The 17,045-nt window shown below is 63.8% G+C and carries 16 protein-coding genes; 8 read left to right on the top strand and 8 right to left on the bottom strand.

The genetic code is table 11. The features are described from left to right. Nucleotides 1-9 precede the first annotated feature (9 nt). Nucleotides 10-2,013, bottom strand: a complete 2,004-nt coding sequence (locus AB4118_RS23775) for a thioredoxin domain-containing protein (RefSeq protein WP_441492041.1) — start codon at nt 2,011-2,013, stop codon at nt 10-12. A gap of 50 nt (nt 2,014-2,063) precedes the next feature. On the opposite strand from AB4118_RS23775, the gene mnmE reads away from it, so the two are divergent. The 5 genes from mnmE (at nt 2,064) to AB4118_RS23800 (ending at nt 7,756) form a co-directional block, all read left to right on the top strand. Further along, the gene (gene mnmE / locus AB4118_RS23780; RefSeq protein ID WP_441492042.1) at nt 2,064-3,380 is read left to right on the top strand and encodes a tRNA uridine-5-carboxymethylaminomethyl(34) synthesis GTPase MnmE; all 1,317 of its coding nucleotides are present in this window, start codon (nt 2,064-2,066) and stop codon (nt 3,378-3,380) included. Between the two features lie 92 nt (nt 3,381-3,472). Further along, complete coding sequence (gene mnmG, locus AB4118_RS23785) at nt 3,473-5,362, top strand: tRNA uridine-5-carboxymethylaminomethyl(34) synthesis enzyme MnmG (RefSeq protein WP_441492043.1); 1,890 nt, start codon at nt 3,473-3,475, stop codon at nt 5,360-5,362. Nucleotides 5,363-5,365: 3 nt separating this feature from the next. Further along, nucleotides 5,366-6,013: a 16S rRNA (guanine(527)-N(7))-methyltransferase RsmG gene (gene rsmG / locus AB4118_RS23790; protein WP_441492044.1), complete on the top strand. Its 648-nt coding sequence runs from the start codon at nt 5,366-5,368 to the stop codon at nt 6,011-6,013. Then, on the top strand, nt 6,010-6,843 hold the full coding sequence (locus AB4118_RS23795) for a ParA family protein (RefSeq protein ID WP_069878593.1): 834 nt from the start codon (nt 6,010-6,012) through the stop codon (nt 6,841-6,843). The genes rsmG and AB4118_RS23795 overlap by 4 nt, the downstream gene beginning before the upstream one ends. A gap of 34 nt (nt 6,844-6,877) precedes the next feature. Beyond that, a complete protein-coding gene (locus AB4118_RS23800; protein ID WP_441492045.1) occupies nt 6,878-7,756 on the top strand; it encodes a ParB/RepB/Spo0J family partition protein in 879 nt (292 codons plus the stop codon). 22 nt (nt 7,757-7,778) lie between these two features. Here the strand turns inward: AB4118_RS23800 and holA are convergent, their stop codons facing one another. The 3 genes from holA to leuS are packed head-to-tail and all read right to left on the bottom strand — an operon-like array spanning nt 7,779 to nt 12,003. Continuing rightward, complete coding sequence (gene holA / locus AB4118_RS23805; RefSeq protein WP_441492046.1) at nt 7,779-8,810, bottom strand: DNA polymerase III subunit delta; 1,032 nt, start codon at nt 8,808-8,810, stop codon at nt 7,779-7,781. Nucleotides 8,811-8,825: 15 nt separating this feature from the next. Further along, nucleotides 8,826-9,392, bottom strand: a complete 567-nt coding sequence (locus AB4118_RS23810) for a hypothetical protein (RefSeq protein ID WP_441492047.1) — start codon at nt 9,390-9,392, stop codon at nt 8,826-8,828. Next, entirely contained in the window at nt 9,379-12,003 is a 2,625-nt protein-coding gene (gene leuS / locus AB4118_RS23815; protein WP_441492048.1) for a leucine--tRNA ligase, read from the bottom strand. Before leuS ends, AB4118_RS23810 begins: the two co-directional genes overlap by 14 nt. Before the next feature lie 204 nt (nt 12,004-12,207). Between leuS and AB4118_RS23820 the strand changes: the two genes are divergently transcribed. Then, the gene (locus AB4118_RS23820; protein WP_441492049.1) at nt 12,208-12,873 is read left to right on the top strand and encodes a YggS family pyridoxal phosphate-dependent enzyme; all 666 of its coding nucleotides are present in this window, start codon (nt 12,208-12,210) and stop codon (nt 12,871-12,873) included. A 90-nt stretch (nt 12,874-12,963) separates the two neighbouring features. Here AB4118_RS23820 and AB4118_RS23825 read toward each other — a convergent pair whose 3' ends face one another. After that, on the bottom strand, nt 12,964-13,632 hold the full coding sequence (locus tag AB4118_RS23825) for a L,D-transpeptidase family protein (RefSeq protein WP_441492050.1): 669 nt from the start codon (nt 13,630-13,632) through the stop codon (nt 12,964-12,966). Here AB4118_RS23825 and AB4118_RS23830 point away from each other — a divergent pair. Next, nucleotides 13,615-14,301, top strand: coding sequence for a response regulator transcription factor (locus AB4118_RS23830; RefSeq protein ID WP_069882335.1), 687 nt, complete (start codon nt 13,615-13,617; stop codon nt 14,299-14,301). The two genes, AB4118_RS23825 and AB4118_RS23830, sit on opposite strands and share 18 nt — an antisense overlap. Before the next feature lie 6 nt (nt 14,302-14,307). Further along, nucleotides 14,308-14,772 (top strand): cyclic nucleotide-binding domain-containing protein, encoded by a 465-nt coding sequence (locus tag AB4118_RS23835; RefSeq protein ID WP_441492051.1) that lies wholly within the window; start codon nt 14,308-14,310, stop codon nt 14,770-14,772. A gap of 9 nt (nt 14,773-14,781) precedes the next feature. Here AB4118_RS23835 and xth read toward each other — a convergent pair whose 3' ends face one another. From xth to AB4118_RS23850, 3 genes are all read right to left on the bottom strand, one after another. Further along, nucleotides 14,782-15,597 (bottom strand): exodeoxyribonuclease III, encoded by an 816-nt coding sequence (xth, locus tag AB4118_RS23840; protein WP_441492052.1) that lies wholly within the window; start codon nt 15,595-15,597, stop codon nt 14,782-14,784. A 155-nt stretch (nt 15,598-15,752) separates the two neighbouring features. Further along, the gene (locus AB4118_RS23845; protein WP_441492053.1) at nt 15,753-16,583 is read right to left on the bottom strand and encodes a LolA family protein; all 831 of its coding nucleotides are present in this window, start codon (nt 16,581-16,583) and stop codon (nt 15,753-15,755) included. Between the two features lie 178 nt (nt 16,584-16,761). Next, nucleotides 16,762-17,045: DNA translocase FtsK (locus tag AB4118_RS23850; RefSeq protein ID WP_441492054.1), on the bottom strand; the 284-nt coding region annotated here is incomplete at its 5' end.

The following is a 17,045-nucleotide window of genomic DNA, read 5'->3' on the forward strand; positions in this document are numbered from 1 at the left end:
GATCCGGGGTCACCGGCCAGCAGAAACGGCATCCTGCAATTGATTCGGATCCGTTACGGGAGGCAGGCAACGCCCGGCGAAACAGATGAAGGCGGCACCGATGCCTGCAAGACGCGCCATGGAAGCGGCTGGGTGGTCCGATGGTAGCGCGCTGGGATCGGGGCAGTCGACGATCATCGTCGTCGTGTAGGGCAATGCCAGCGCAGCCGCGCGAAGACGTTCGCGTTCGGGTCCAGCCAGGATGATCTCGATGCCGTGCCGCGCCAGATCATAAGCATTGAGTACGGAGCCATGGGCGACCGGCGCGCGCTCGGCAGCGGCCAATGCTGCTGCGAGAAACCGTTCGGCCTGGGCCCTATCGGTCGGGGCTCCGCTCTTGGCCGCCAGACGAAGCAGGTTCCCTGCATGCACGCCATTAGCGTTCTGGACTGCGTCGTCGTGAGTCGGCCTCGGTACGACCGGAAGAACGGCGCTATCGCGTTGAGTCATACCAAGTAGACTCGTATCGACGTGGCGGTAGTACCGCCAGAGATGGGCGGACCAGCGCAGGGCGTGGTCAAGGAAATGCCGTTCCGATGTGGCGTCGTGGAGTGCCAGGGCCGCTTCGATCATCGCCGCGTGATCGAGGGCAAAGCCCGGGGTGATCAACCGGCCCGCGCGGTAGGAGTGAGCGAGGCCGTTTCCATGCTTCATTGATTCGGCGACGAAATGGTAGGCTCGCCGAGCAAGGGCCAGCCAGGCGGGCTCCGCGAGTAGACCGGAGGCTCGCACGAGCGCCGCGATCATCAGCCCATTCCAGTCGGCCAGGATTTTGTCGTCGCGGGCCGGAGGAACCCGGCGAGCGCGCAACGCCAGGAGATCCCGCCGGATGTTGGCCAATTGCTGCTCGAATGCCGGATCCGGATCGGGCGTGTCGAGCCGGTTGAGGATTGTGACGCCTTCCCAGTTGCCATGGGCGGTGACGTCATAGTGCCGGGCGAAGAGTTCTGCGTCGGCTGGCGTGAGATGGCTGGCCAGCTCCGATGCAGTCCAGACATAGAATTTGCCTTCGACCCCCTCGGAATCGGCATCGAGGCTGGAGGCGAAAGCGCCCTCCTGTAGCAGCATGTCCCGCTCAAGCCAGGTGACGATGCCCTGGGCCGCGCTGTGCGCCAGTGGATTGCCGCTGCGCTTCGCCTCGAGCGCATAGAGCCCGAGTAGCTGGGCATTGTCATAAAGCATCTTCTCGAAATGCGGCACGAGCCAGCGCTCGTCGACCGAGTATCGGGCGAAGCCGCCGCCGAGGTGATCGTGAATGCCGCCACGCGCCATGCGTTCCAGGGTGCGGGTCGCCGGCAGGAGTGTGGTCGCGTTCCCAGTGCGGCTGCCGTGACGCCAGAGCAGCTCGATCAGGCCAGGATTGGGGAATTTTGGTGCGCCGCGCAGCCCGCCATGCTGCGGATCGAAGGATTGGGCGATCTCGCTGGCGATCTGGTCGAGGTCAGGTTTGTATCGGGCTTCCGGGCTTGCTGCAGCCTCACTCTGCTCGAGTGCAGCCTTGATCGCGGCGGCATTGCGCGCGACCCGCTCGGGCTCTTGTGCGTGGACGGCCGCGATCAGCTGCAGCACCTGGCTGAAGGAGGGCCGTCCATAGCGCGCCGTTGGCGGAAAATAGGTGCCGCCCCAGAATGGCTGACGGTCGGCGGTGAGGAACATGGTCAGCGGCCAGCCCCCCTGTTCGCCCAGGCTGTGCAGCGCGTTCATGTAGACCTGATCGATATCGGGTCGCTCCTCCCGGTCGACCTTGATGTTGACGAAGCGCGCGTTCATCAGCGCCGCGGTTGCCAAGTCCTCAAAGCTCTCATGGGCCATGACATGGCACCAGTGGCAGGCGGCATAGCCGACCGAGAGCAGGACCGGGCGACCGCTTGACTTTGCCTCGGCAAAGGCTTCCTCGCTCCATTCCCACCAATGGACGGGATTGTCCTTGTGCTGCAGGAGATAGGGGCTGGCGGCGGCCCCGAGACGATTCATCGACGGATCTCCCAGGCGGATCAGCGTCGCAACGGAAAGATGTGCTGCCTATGACGACCGGACAGGATTACCCAACGATTGTGGCGCTATCGTCGGCCAATGGCCGCGCCGGGGTGGCTGTCCTGCGGGTGTCCGGGCCGCAAGTTCGATTCGTCCTCGAAACAATTTCGGGCGTTATCCCCAACCCGCGGCATGCGGTGCTTCGACACCTGCGCCACCCCGTCTCCCACGAGGTGATCGATTCGGCTCTGGTCCTGTTCTTCCCGGGACCAGCGAGCTTCACCGGCGAGGATGTCGCCGAGTTCCATGTCCATGGTTCGCGTGCGGTGATGGCGGCCCTGCTCTCGGCATTGACCGGGCTACCAGGGCTTCGATTGGCGGAGGCCGGCGAATTCACCCGGCGGGCCTTTGAGGCGGGAAAGCTGGATCTTGCAGCGGTCGAGGGCCTGGCTGACCTGATCGATTCGGAGACGGAATGGCAGCGTCGACAGGCGCTCCGGCAGATGGAGGGAGCGCTTGGTCATGCGGCCGGGCTGTGGCGAGATCAGTTGATCGGTGCCATGTCGCTGTTGGAGGCCGAGATCGATTTCTCGGATGAAGGCGATGTTTCCGGAGCGCTTGTGGAGAACGCCATTGTGTCCGTCACGGACGTGCTGACGAGCCTGCGCGATGCCCTTGGATCGTTTCGGATGGGCGAGCGCGTTCGTGAGGGATTTGTCGTCGTGCTGGCGGGACCGCCCAATGCGGGAAAGTCGAGTCTGCTGAACGCCCTCGCCCGCCGCGACGTGGCGATCGTCTCGCCGCAACCTGGTACGACCCGCGACATGATTGAGGTCCGGCTTGATCTCGCCGGTTTCCCGGTGACGTTGATCGATACGGCGGGTTTGCGCGAGAGTGTCGATCCGATCGAGGCAGAGGGTGTCCGCCGGGCGACGGCTCTGGCCGAGAAGGCGGATCTGGTGCTGAGACTTCGTGCAGTCGATTCGTCTCCGAACCGAGCGTCCGTTGAACCGCAGGATCTGATGGTTGCCACCAAGTGCGACTTGCCCGGGCAAGTTGGCGCCGGTGAGCTGGCGGTCTCCGTGCAAAGCGGTGTCGGACTCGATACGCTGTTGAGGAGCGTTTCGGAGCGGCTCGGTGCGCTGACCAATCCAGAGCCCGCATTGCTGACCCGCGAGCGACAGCGCGTAGCGGTTACGGACGCGGTGGCGGCTCTGCAGCGGGCAGCGGGTTCCGGGCACGGACAGGTCGAGCTGCTGGCTGAAGACATCAGGATCGCCGTGCGCGCGCTCGAACGGCTCGTGGGGCGGATCGACGTCGAGGATGTGCTGGACCGGCTGTTTGCAGGCTTCTGCATCGGAAAGTAGAGAACCCGCTGCGCGGCGTTTCACGTGAAACCTTCAGCTGAGAGATCACAAGAATCTTGACCCTCGGCACGGGGTTGGCTAGCGACATGCGCATGTCCCATTCCATTGCCACAGATCGCTATGACGTCATCGTCGTAGGTGGCGGCCATGCCGGCGCCGAGGCGGCGGCCGCTGCTGCGCGTCTTGGCGCGCGCACGGCGCTGTTGACCCATCAGCGCGAGACGATTGGTGTGATGTCCTGCAATCCTGCGATCGGCGGATTGGGCAAGGGCCATCTGGTGCGTGAGATCGATGCGCTCGACGGTATCATGGCCCGCGCAGCTGACCGTGCTGGCATCCAGTTCCGGATGCTGAACCGCCGCAAGGGCCCGGCCGTTCGCGGCCCGCGCGCGCAGGCAGACCGGAAACTCTATCGGAGTGCGGTTCAGGATTTGCTCGCCGAGCTTGAGCATCTCGAGATCGTGGTCGGTGAGGCCTTTGACCTCGATATAGTGAATGGCGCGGTTCAAGGCGTCATTCTGTCCGACGGGCGTCGATTCGCTTGCGGAACGGTTGTCCTGACGACTGGTACCTTTCTGCGTGGATTGATCCATATCGGCGAGAAGACAATTCCGGCAGGACGCGTTGGGGAAGCCCCGTCGCTTGGTCTATCGGCCACGCTGGAGCGTCACGCGCTTCCGCTTGGTCGCCTCAAGACGGGTACGCCACCACGGCTGGATGGGCGCACGATCGCCTGGTCCACACTGGAGATGCAAGCCGGCGACGAGCCGCCGGAGCCGTTCTCCGCGCTGACCGATGCGATCACGACGCCTCAGATTTCCTGCGGCATTACCCGCACCACGCTGGCTTCGCACGAACTGATCCGCGCCAACCTCCATCGGGCGCCGATGTTTTCGGGCCAGATCGAGGGCCGAGGACCACGCTACTGCCCATCGATCGAGGATAAGGTCGGCCGGTTCGGGGATCGCGACGGCCACCAGATCTTTCTGGAGCCGGAGGGGCTCGATGATCCCACCGTCTATCCCAACGGTATCTCGACCTCCTTGCCGGAAGATGTGCAGCTCGGCTTGCTGAAGACGATTCCTGGGCTTGAAGATGCAGCCATGCTGCGTCCTGGCTATGCGATCGAGTATGATTTCGTCGATCCGCGCGCCTTGAAGAACTCGCTCGAAACGCGCGCGATCGCCGGTCTGTTTCTCGCGGGCCAGATCAACGGAACGACCGGTTATGAGGAGGCGGCTGCCCAGGGGCTCTTTGCGGGCCTCAATGCGGCGCGGCGTGCCGGTGGTGCAGAGCCGATCGCGATGGATCGGACGACCTCCTATATCGGCGTACTGGTTGATGACCTCGTGACGCGTGGGGTGACAGAGCCATATCGGATGTTCACGTCGCGTGCAGAGTTCCGGCTGTCATTGCGTGTCGATAACGCCGACGAGCGGCTGACCCCGTTGGGTATCGAGCTCGGCTTGGTCGGAGGTGAGCGTGAACGCCGGTTTCAGGCCAAGGCCGCGGAAATCGACGGTTTGCGGGTGCAATTGAAGAACCTCCGGCTGACACCGCAACAGGCCGACCAGGTCGGCCTGCAATTGAACCGCGATGGCGTGCGTCGGAGCGCTTATCAACTCCTCTCTTATCCAGACATCAGCTTCGAGCAGCTGGCAGCGATTTGGCCGGAGCTCAACGCCCACCCCGCCTCCGTTGCGTCGCGCGTTACTGCGGATGCGACTTATGCTGTCTATCTCGACCGACAGGCTGCCGAGATCGGGGCCTATCAGCGTGACCAAGCTCTGGAGGTTCCGGCCGATCTCGACCTTGATGGTATTTCCGGGCTCTCGAATGAATTGAGAGCGAAGCTGTCGCAGCAGCGCCCGGCCAATCTCGCGCAAGCATCACGGATCGAAGGCATGACTCCTGCTGCACTGACCTTACTGGCGGCCCATGCGCGGCGGGATCGCAAGCGCGCGACGCAAACGGCGGCCTGAGTCGTGGCTGTTGACAATGATGACCGCGCCCGCGCTCTGCGCTTGACTCCTGTTTCACGTGAAACACAGGAGCGGCTCGCGCTGCTGGTCGCAGAGCTGGTCAAGTGGCAAAATGCGAAGAACCTGGTCTCTTCGACGACGCTTTCGGATGTCTGGACGCGGCACGTCGCTGATTCGCTCCAGCTCTTCGCATTGGCGCCTGACGCCAGAACCTGGCTCGATCTCGGCTCAGGCGGTGGATTTCCCGGACTTGTGATCGGGATCTGTCTTGCCGAACAGGGGCAAGGCCGAATCCATCTGGTCGAGAGCAATGCGCGCAAATGCGCCTTTTTGCGCCACGCGGCCCGGGTGACCGGTGCGCCTGTGACGGTTCATGCCTCGCGGATCGAGGATATCGTTGGGGAGTTCACAGAAAAAGTCGACGTCGTGACGGCCCGGGCGCTCGCACCGCTCCCGATTCTGCTAGGATGGTGCAAGGAGTTGTTGAGAACCGGGACACTTGGGCTCTTTCCCAAGGGACAATATCTAGATGCTGAATTGACCGAAGCGTCTAAATATTGGAAGATTCAGGCCTCGACAGTTGTCTCCGTGACAGATCCGGCAGCTCGCATTCTGTTGATTCGCGAGGCCGAGCAGCGGGCTGATACATGACCGATCTGACTCCCATTACCCTTCCCCCCCGCCGGCCACGTGTGCTGGTGCTCGCCAATCAGAAGGGCGGCGTCGGCAAGACGACGACGGCCATCAATCTCGGCACGGCGCTCGCCGCGATCGGTGAGAAGGTGCTGATCGTCGATCTCGATCCGCAGGGGAATGCCTCGACCGGGCTCGGCGTTGACCGGAAGAGCCGGCAATCCTCGACCTATGATGTGCTCTGCGGCGATATCGGCCTTGGTCAGGCGCTGCAGGAAACCGCTGTACCTGGTTTGTTCATCGCGCCGTCGACGCTCGATCTGCTTGGTGTCGAGCTCGAGATCGCCAGTGCCAAGGATCGCACCCAGCGCCTCAAGAAGGCGATCGACGAAATTTCCGACGATCAGCGCTGTGCGGACCTGACCTATATTCTGATCGACTGCCCGCCTTCGCTCAGCCTGATCACCATCAATGCGATGACGGCAGCCGACGCCGTGCTTGTGCCGCTGCAATGCGAGTTCTTCGCGCTGGAGGGCCTCAGCCAGCTGCTCAAGACGGTCGAGCAGGTTCGCAATGGGCTCAATCCGCGCCTGATCATTCAGGGCGTGGTCCTGACCATGTTCGACCCGCGCAACAATCTCTCCGGTCAGGTCATGGCCGACGTTCGCGAGTTTTTGGGCGACAAGGTCTATGAGACCGTGATCCCGCGCAATGTCCGGGTTTCGGAAGCCCCGTCCTACGGCAAGCCCGCCCTGCTCTACGATCTCCGCTGTGCCGGCTCGCAGGCCTATTTGCGGCTGGCATCCGAAGTCATCAGGCGGGAGCGTGCGCTGCGCGCCGCTGCCTGAACTCATTTCGTATTTAGTATCAAGAGGTTGAATTATGGCCGAGGAACAGGGACGTTCACGTCTTGGCCGGGGTCTCGCCGCTCTGATTGGAGATGTCGGCGACGAGATCGGAGCGCTCGAGCGTGCCAGAGGCCAGCGTCGGGTTCCAGTCGAGTTCCTGCGGCCGAGCGCGCGGAATCCGCGGCGCAGTTTCGCGGATGACGAGCTCGAGGATCTGACGGCTTCCGTGCGCGAGCGCGGGATCCTGCAGCCGATCATCGTGCGCCCGCTCAAGGGCATGGCCGACGCCTATGAGATCATCGCCGGCGAACGGCGTTGGCGTGCCGCGCAGCGCGCCGGCCTGCATGAGGTTCCCGTCATCCAGGTCGAGGCTGACGACCGCGAGGCGCTGGAAATCGCCATCGTCGAGAACGTCCAGCGCAGCGACCTGAACGCGATCGAAGAGGCCGCCGGGTACGAGCGCCTGATTGCCGAATTCAGCTATACCCAGAACGATCTGGCCCGCGTCATCGGCAAGAGCCGAAGCCATGTCGCGAATACGCTGCGCCTTTCAAAACTGCCGGAGCCTGTCCGGCGGATGGTGGCTGAGGGCGCCGTTTCGGCGGGCCACGCGCGCGCGCTGCTCTCGGTCGCGGATCCTGAGCTGATGGCGCGCAAGATCGTCGATGAGGGCCTCAGCGTCCGCGACATCGAACGGTTGGTGCAGGAAGAGGCGCGGGGTGAGAGCAGGAGCTCCCCTGGCAAGCCGAAACTCGACAAGGATCCGGACACCCGCGCGTTGGAAAAGGCGCTCGAGGAGGTTCTCGGGCTATCAGTGTCGATCCAGCACCGTCCGAGCGGCGGAGGCGACATGAAGATCGGCTACAAGACGCTCGATCAGCTCGATGCCCTGTGTCGGCGCCTGAAGGCCTGATCAGGCCCCTTGCGCTTACTCGCTAGGAACCGCGCCCGCCGCTCTGTGCCAGCCGGGCGAGGGTCCAAAGGGTGCGTGCAGCGGTTGGACGGGCGAGTTCGCCATCGCGCCTGACCGCAAGAGTTGCGGTTCCCAGGATGCCGACCGCTTCGGTGAGCTTCTGCACGGACCATGCGTTCAACGCCGCTTCAGCGGCCGCCATGCGGGGAAAGGGCAGCCGCATGCTGGAGACCGCGTCCCGGGCGCTGCGGCCGCCATCGACGCTCTGACGGGCTTTCAGCAGCGTCAGGGCGTGGCGTAGCAAGCCGCCAAGCATCACCCCGGAATCGAGGCCTTCGCTCGACAGCTTCGCGAGCGCCAGATCGAGCACGGCCAGACGGCCGGCGAAGACCGCATCGACGAGCGCAGCCTGCTCGCGTTGTGCCGTATCGCCGACGACCGCCTCGATATGCGCTTCGGTGACGGCTGGATCTGCGCCAACATAGAGCAGAAGCTTTTCGATCTCGCGGCGCGATGTCTGGCGATCGCCGCCCAATAGCCCGGACAGCTGTTCGCGCGTGGTGCGGTCGATCGATTTGCCGGCAGCCCGGACCATTTCATCGATGATACTACCAAGATCGCGCGCCGCATCGCCGTAGCAGGGCACGGCGAGGGCCGTTCGTGCCTTCTCACAGGCCTGGCGCAGGGGATTGGTGCGTTGGAGATCACCCGCTTCGACGATGACGATCGCGTCCTGCGATGGCGTCGACAGCAGCGGCTCGACCGCCGCGAGCAGCAGCTTCGATGTCGGTGACACGCGAATGGCACGCCGGCCGCCGAACAGGCCGATCGTATTGGCTTCGTCTACCAGCTTGAGGGGATCGGCAGCGACATCATCGCCATCCATGCGAATGAGCTGGAAGGCATCGTTGATATCGTCGACGCTGGCGCGTGCGAGCGCTGTCGCCCGCTCGGAGACAAGGCCGGAATCGGGTCCATAGATCAGGATGAGGCGCCAGGCCGGGTCCAGCTTGGTCAGGGCCCGGTCGGCCTCATGCGCCTTGATGGCGACCATTGCCTGTCGTCCGGCTCAGCCGCCGACGAGATCGGCGGCGATCTGCCCTTGGATCAGGGTTGCCAGCGACTTGCCGGCTCGAATCTGGGCATCTCGTGCTGCGCGGACCGTGGAAAAACGCTGCTGGGAGCGTTCATAGGGCGCGCGCGTTATGGTCGTGCCGGAGGATACGACCTCTCCTGTACCTTCCCGGACGAGCGACCAGGTGGCTGTCGCGACGAGAACGGCGGAGTCGGCGCGGCCACTGACGTAGTCGACGGTGACGACTTCGATCGATTCCCGGATCGAGGCCTGGAGCTTCAGGCGCTTCGGACCAGTGGCCTCTCCGGCTCCGCCGCCGTCGAGTTCGAAGACGAGTTCGTTCCGCAGGTAATGCCCGACCAGGCCCTTGATCTCGGGGACCTCGATATTCCTGAGCGCCGCCTTGACGCTGCCGCCGACGGTGCTGGTGGTATTCTCGGCATAGAGCGGGCGCAGGCACCCACCAGCAAGCGCGGCGGCGCCGAGTGCGGCGGCCAGCATGAGGCGGCGGGTAGGCACACCGCGACCAGGTCGGCAGCGGTGCGAATCAGACGACGACATTCACAATTCTCCCCGGCACCACGATGATCTTCCGGATCGGGCGATCGTCCAGGGCTTTGATGACGGCCTGGGATGACCGAACGATGGCTTCGACGGAGACCGTATCCGCATCGGCCGGCACGGTCACCTCTGCGCGCTTCTTGCCGTTGATCTGGACCGGCAGCGTGACGCTGTCGTCACGGAGCAGTTCGGCGTCAGCCACCGGCCAGGAGGCTTCGCCAACGAGGCCGGGTTGGCCGAGCGCGTGCCAGCACTCCTCGGCAAGATGCGGCATCATCGGCGCGACAAGCTGCGTGACGATGGCGGCCGCCTCGTGCAGCGCAAACGCCATATCGCTGGCAAGCGCGGGATCCTCGGCAGCTCCGTCGAGCGCCTTCGCGATGGCGTTTGTCAGCGTGTAGATATGAGCGACGCACCGGTTGAAGCCGAGGCGCTCGATATCGGCGCCGACGGCGTGCAGGGCACGATGGCTGGCCTTGCGCAAGGTGAGGGCCGCCTCACCGAATTCCGCGGCAGCACCCGCTGAATTGCCGGTCCGCTCGGCGATCTCGCCGATCAGCCGCCATAGGCGCTGCACGAAGCGGGCTGCGCCCTGAACGCCTTCGTCCGTCCAGATCACATCGCGATCCGGTGGCGAGTCCGAAAGCATGAACCAGCGGGCGGTGTCGGCGCCGTAGGAGGCGATGATGTCGTCGGGGTCGACCACATTCTTCTTCGACTTCGACATCTTCTCGATGGAGCCGATCTCGATTGGCGCCCCGGTCTCGACATGGAAGCCACGACGCTCGCTGCCATTGGCCTCGATACGGACATCGCCGGGCTCGACCCAGGTTCCATCCTCGGCTCGGTAGGTCTCATGGACCACCATGCCCTGGGTGAAGAGGCCAGCAAAAGGCTCGTCCAACCCGGCATGGCCGGTTGCCTTCATCGCGCGGGTGAAGAAGCGCGAATAGAGCAGGTGCAGGATCGCATGCTCGACGCCGCCGATATACTGGTCAACGGGAAGGAAGCGGTCGACGACCTTGCGATCGGTCGGGCTCTCGGTGCGCCAGGGATCGGTGAAACGGGCAAAATACCACGAGGAATCGACGAAGGTATCCATCGTGTCGGTTTCACGACGGGCCGGCTTGCCGCAATTGGGGCAGGCGACATGCTTCCAGCTCGGATGATGGTCGAGCGGGTTGCCGGGCTTCTCGAAGGAGACGTCATCCGGCAGCTTGACCGGCAGGTCGGCATCCGGGACCGGCACGGTACCGCAATCGGCACAGTGGATGATCGGGATCGGGCAGCCCCAGTAGCGCTGGCGCGAGATGCCCCAATCGCGCAGACGGAAATTCACCTTGCGCGTGCCAACGGGCTGATTGCCGCGTGTCTCGCTCTCCAGCCGGCGGGCCACCTCTTCTTTCGCTTCCGGAATGGTCATGCCATCCAGGAAACGCGAATTGATCATGCGGCCATCCTCGACATAGGCCGTGTCCGTGATGACGAAGCTTTCGGGGTCGACACCCTCGGGGCAGACGACCGGGGTGTTGCCGAGCCCGTATTTGTTGACGAAGTCGAGGTCGCGCTGGTCATGGGCCGGGCAGCCGAAAATGGCACCGGTGCCGTATTCCATGAGGATGAAGTTCGCGACATAGACCGGCAAAGTCCATGATGGATCAAAGGGATGGACCGCGCGCAGGCCGGTATCGAAGCCGAGCTTCTCGGCCTTGTCGATCGCTTCCTGCGCCGTGCCGGTGCGCTTGCACTCCTCGATGAAGGCCTGCAGTTCCGGGTTCCTGGCTGCGGCGGCCTTGGCCAGCGGGTGATCGGGCGCGATCGCCATGAACTTCGCGCCGAACAGCGTGTCCGGGCGTGTCGTATAGATCTCCAAGTCGGATTGGCCGAAGGCATTCGATTCGAGTGCGAAACGAATCAGCAGCCCTTCCGAGCGGCCGATCCAGTTCTTCTGCATCAGCCGCACCTTCTCCGGCCAGCGCGTCAGCCCTTCCAGGGCGTCATGCAGCTCCTGACCGTAATCGGTGATCTTGAAGAACCACTGGGTCAGCTCGCGAATCTCGACGAGAGCGCCGGAGCGCCAGCCACGGCCGTCGATGACCTGCTCATTGGCGAGCACGGTCTCGTCGACTGGATCCCAGTTGACCTTGGCGGTCTTGCGATCGACCAGCCCGGACTTGAGGAAGTCCAGGAACATCTTCTGCTGGTGGCGATAATAGCTCGGGTCGCAGGTAGCGAGTTCGCGGCTCCAATCCAGCGACAGCCCCATCGACTGGAGCTGCGTGCGCATCGTCGCGATGTTGGCGTAGGTCCATTCGCGCGGATGGATCTTGTTGGCCTTGGCAGCGTTCTCGGCCGGCAGGCCGAACGCATCCCAGCCCATCGGGTGGAGAACGGAAAAGCCCTTGGCCCGCTTGTAGCGCGCAACGACGTCGCCCATCGCATAGTTGCGAACATGGCCCATATGGATGCGCCCCGACGGATAGGGGAACATCTCGAGCACGTAGTAGCTCGGGCGCGTATCGTCATTGCGTGTCTCGAAGAGCTTGCGCTCATTCCAGACCTGACGCCATTTCGGCTCGGATTCCTTGGGATTGTAACGTTCGACGGCCATGATGCGCGGGCAATTCTTGGATAAGCGGAGCCTGCCGGCCGCTCCCTAGGAAATCGCTGGGCGCTTTCAGAGGAAACAGAAGGCCGTTTCCGCAGTTAGAGCGGGATTCGGGCGGAAAACCGGTTCCGGCTTTTCCACATCATGTTCTAGGACACCATTGCACGCACGCGGTCAACGTCGCGCGCGAGATGGAAGGGTTTCACGATGAACGATACGGTTACGCGGCTGGCCGCCACGCAAGCGGCGATTGCACGCGCCGCGCGTGATTTCGAGCGCCGCCCAGCAGATGTGACGCTGATCGCCGTTTCGAAGACCATGCCGGAGGAGGCGATCCTTCCTGCCCTGGAAGCAGGACAGCGCGTCTTCGGCGAGAACTACGTCCAGGAGGCCAAGGCGAAATGGCCGGGCCTGCGCGAGCGCTTTCCCGATGTCGAACTGCACATGATCGGCCCGCTGCAGTCGAACAAGGCACGGGACGCGGTCGCCCTGTTCGATGCGATCCATACGCTCGACCGGGAGGGCCTGGCGAAGGAACTTGCCCGCGAGATCGCGAGGGCCGGCCGGGCACCGAAACTCTTCGTGCAGGTGAATACCGGCGAGGAACCGCAGAAGGGAGGCATCAATCCGGGCGAGGCCGACGCGTTCATCGCGCTCTGCCGCACGCATCACGGTTTAGTGATCGAGGGGTTGATGTGCATTCCGCCAGCCGAGGAGCCGCCCTCGCCGCATTTCGCGCTGCTGGCCAAGATCGCTCTGCGCAACGGGATTGGCGGACTCTCGATGGGAATGAGCGCCGACTACGAGGCCGCGATCCAGCTCGGTGCTACCCATGTTCGTGTCGGTAGCGCGATCTTTGGGGCCAGGGCGTAGGGAGCTCCCTGTTTGCACGCCGGCAGCGGGTCGACCCGGCGGTAGTGCCGAGTCGACCCCAAGGCCTACTGATCGCGCTGAATGCGGATCCTACCGGATTTCCATGACGCAGCGCCGGGCGAGGCGCGGCAGCAGCTTCTCAAAAACATGCCGCTCGACAGCGACGCAACCCGCCGTCGGAGTGAAGCCAGGCCGGGCCAGGTGCCAGAAAATCGCACTTCCGCGGCCGCGAATCACCGGGGCGTCGTTCCAGCCCATTTCGACGATGACGTCGTAGAGATGGTCCTCGCGTGTAAGACGCTCCTCGGCTTCGCCGGGCGGGCGGTCGATCAGTCGATTGTAGCGCCGGTCGCTCCTATCGTCGCACCAGGCATCGCGAGGTGCGATCCTGCGCAACGGCAAGCTGGTCTGGGGGCGGGGCAAGCGGTCGGCGCGATAGAAGATGCGCCGCAGCGGCAATGTGGCGCGGGGAGTGCCGCCATCGCCTTCCCGCTTGGCGACAATGATGCCGGAGCGGCCAAGTGCACAGGGAAAACAGGCGCCGCCGGCGATCAGAAATCCCTTGCGGCGATCATACACGGAGCGGACGACCCGCAACCGGGTAAGGCCTCGCCGCACCTCACCTGGACCGGCACCGTCGGCCTGATCACATTTTCTCACGGATATTCCACCCCACCTGACTTGCAGTCGCGATTCAGCGGGCTCATGGTGCCGGAATCGCAAACCGTTCAAATGATTGCCATGCCCGCCGTCCATCATATTCTTCTGGTCGACGACGACCAGACGTTGCGTGACGCGCTCGCGGAGCAGCTCGCGCTTTATGACGAGTTCCGGATCTCGACGGCTGCGACGGCATCCGCCGGCGTGAAGGCCGTTCAGGCGGAACGGGTCGATCTCGCCGTCATGGATGTCGGGCTTCCCGACATGGATGGTCGCGAGGCGGTGAAGGTGATGCGCCGCAACGGCTTCAAGAGCCCGGTGATCATGCTGACCGGGCAGGGCTCGGACGCCGATACCGTGCTCGGACTGGAAGCCGGCGCCAATGATTATGTGGTGAAGCCGTTCAAGTTCGCGGTGCTGCTGGCGCGTATCCGCGCCCATTTGCGGCAGTACGAAGCGAGCGAGGATGCCGTCTTCCAGGTCGGCCCCTATACCTTTCACCCAGGATCGAAGCTGCTTGTCAGCGAGAAGGGGTCGAAGACCAAGCTCACGGAGAAAGAGACCGCGATCCTGCGCTTTCTCTATCGTGCCGGCCGCAAGCCGATTGCCCGCGAGATCCTGCTTCAGGAGGTCTGGGGCTATAATTCACAGGTCACCACCCACACGCTGGAGACCCATATCTATCGTCTGCGCCAGAAGATCGAGCCCGATCCGGCCAATGCGCGACTATTGGTGACGGATGCGGGCGGCTATCGCCTGAATCCTTGAGATTTCATGGCGCTTAACGACGACATCGCATTCCTGGCCAAACAGCCGCTGCTGGGTCTCATGGACCATGACGCCTTGCGGCTCGTGGCCTTTGCCGCCGAGAACCGCATCCTGCGCGCCGGTGATGTGCTCTTCCGCCGCAACGACGGTTCGGATGGGGCCTATCTCGTCGTCTCGGGTGCGATTGCGCTCATGAGCCGGGATGACGGCCAACCCGCCGACGAGGTGGTGGGTCCAGGCGGGTTGATCGGGGAGCTGGCGCTATTCGCCTCGATCAAACGGCCGGTGACGGCCGTTGCGCGCGAGCCCACGCAACTGATGAAGCTCTCGCGCAGCGTGATGCGCCGGGTGCTCGGCGAATCCCCGCAATCGGCTCAGGCGATCGCGGCTGCGATCGGAGAGAGGCTGCAAGGCTTCATGGGCGAATTGTCGCAGGTTCGCGATGCGCTGATCGCGATCGATCGAAGCTAGAGCGCTCGATCAGAGCTCCAATGTCACCGTGACGGGAACGTGGTCCGAGGGCCGCTCCCAACCGCGTGCTTCACGCAGGAAGGTGACGTCGCGCAGGGTCGGCTTCAATCCGTCAGAGAGCCAGATATGGTCGAGCCGGCGACCCTTGTTCGAGGCAGCCCAGTCGGCGGCACGGTAGCTCCACCAGCTATAGAGCTTCTCGGGTTCGGGCCGCAGCGTGCGCGCGGCATCGCTCCAGCCAAGCTCGGTGCGCAGCGTCTCGAGCGTCGTGGTTTCGATGGGTGTATGGCTGACCACGTCGAGAAGCTGCTTATGGCTCCAGACATCGTGCTCATAGGGCGCGATATTGAGGTCGCCGAGCAGGATGCTTGGCCGGTCGGTTGGTCGTTTGGCGATTCCCCAGGCGCCGAGTTCGTCGAGAAAGGCGAGCTTGTGGGCGAACTTGTCGTTCAGGTTCGGATCCGGGATGTCGCCTCCGGCCGGAATGTAGAAATTATGGATGGCGACGCCCGCGGCAGCGCCAGCTCCCTTGTCGAGTACGACCGTCATATGGCGGGCATCATTGCGTCCGCACATCGCCATGGCGTCCTTCTCGCTGAAGGGCAGGCGTGAGACGATCGCGACGCCGTTATAGCCCTTCTGGCCGATGAAGGCCTGATGGACATAGCCGATCTTCTCGAAGGCCTTGGCGGGAAACTGCTCGTCAGGAGTCTTGGTCTCCTGCAGGCACAGTACGTCCGGCGCGGTGGTGGTCAGGAATTCCGTCACCATGCCGATGCGCAGGCGCACCGAATTGATGTTCCAGCTCGTAACGGTCAGATTCACGCAGTGTTTCCGGATCGAAAGGGAGCCGGAAACTGGGTCTTGGCAGCGGAAAAAGCAAGCTGTTCCGAAGCCTGACGGCGTTGCGGCCGCCGCCTCGTCTCGCAAGCAAGCCCGGCGCTCGATATCGCTTGGAGGGCCGCCCCTTCAGCGCGTGCTCAGAGCATGCGCTCGTAGTTGATCACGAAATTCTTCGGATCGGGACGCCGCTGCGTATCGAGGTTGTAGAGCGAGACCGATGTCTCGTAGCCCTGGGGATCGATGACCACCCACTGCCTGAGCTCATTGGCCGCCATGTCATAGTTCAGGGTGATCTTCGACGTACCGCCAAGGGTCGAACGATCCTCGACGCTGACCGACAGGATGTCGCCCTTGGTGCTGACCTTGGTGATGGTCGAATCTCGGGCAAGGTCCATGCGCTCCTTGACCAGGAACTTCAGTGGCGTCTGGCCGATCGAGTAGAGATCTTGGGTCGCGAGCTTCTTGTCGCGGATCGCCACCGAGGTGCCGTCGGCGATGACTTCCATGGTCACGGGCGGCCGATACTCGAAGCGCATCTTGCCTGGGCGCTGGATATAGAGCTTGCCTTCGAAGCGGCGGCCGTCAGAGGCGAACTGGATGAAGTCTCCCTGCAACGTCGCAAAGCCATTGAAATAGGCATTGAGACGCTCGACAGCTTCCTGCTGTGTGAGCGGGGCCGAATGCTTGCTGGTGGTCGACTTGACCGGGACGGCAGCCGGACGGGGCTGTTCGGCGGCGACCGTGGTGATGACCGGAGCGGAGGTTGCCTCCGCGGTCCGCGGCAGGCCAAGCCCCGGCGGTCGCATGGGGGGCAGCGGGATCGCGCGGGGAGCTGCCGGCTTTGCGGCCGGCGCTGCGGGTTTGGCCTGAAGATCAAGCGGCTGGGCCGCGAGCGGGCCAGACGCAATGGCGAGCCCAAGCGCGACAAAGGCGCCGAGCGAAGCCTGCATTGGCGAAACGCGTGTCATGAGCAAAGCTGCTCCGATGCTGGGGCCATATCGGCCTGGATGTTCGCGTCATTGCCTGATGCGGGCAATGACTGGAGGCGGGCGAAATGGCCCGCCGCCTCAGGTAAACGCATCAACCACCGTATGAGTTGCACTTCAGCGTGGCAATTTGAGGACCTGCCGTCTCTCTGCCGTCCGCTCAATCCTCGTCTTCCCTGGCGCGGCTGGCCTCGACGAGGATCTCTCGCTTGCCGGCGTGGTTGGCGGGGCCGACGATGCCCTCGTTCTCCATGCGCTCCATGATCGAGGCGGCGCGGTTGTAGCCGATCTGCAGGCGGCGCTGGATATAGGAGGTCGAGGCCTTCTTGTCGCGCAGCACGACCGCGACCGCCTGGTCGTAGGGATCCTCGCTCTCGGCCTGGCCCATGCCGCTCTTGTCGAAGACGGCGCCGCCATCCTCGTCATCGCTGCCGGCCTCCTCCT

Source organism: Allobosea sp. 2RAB26 (assembly GCF_052115465.1).
Lineage (GTDB): Bacteria > Pseudomonadota > Alphaproteobacteria > Rhizobiales > Beijerinckiaceae > Allobosea.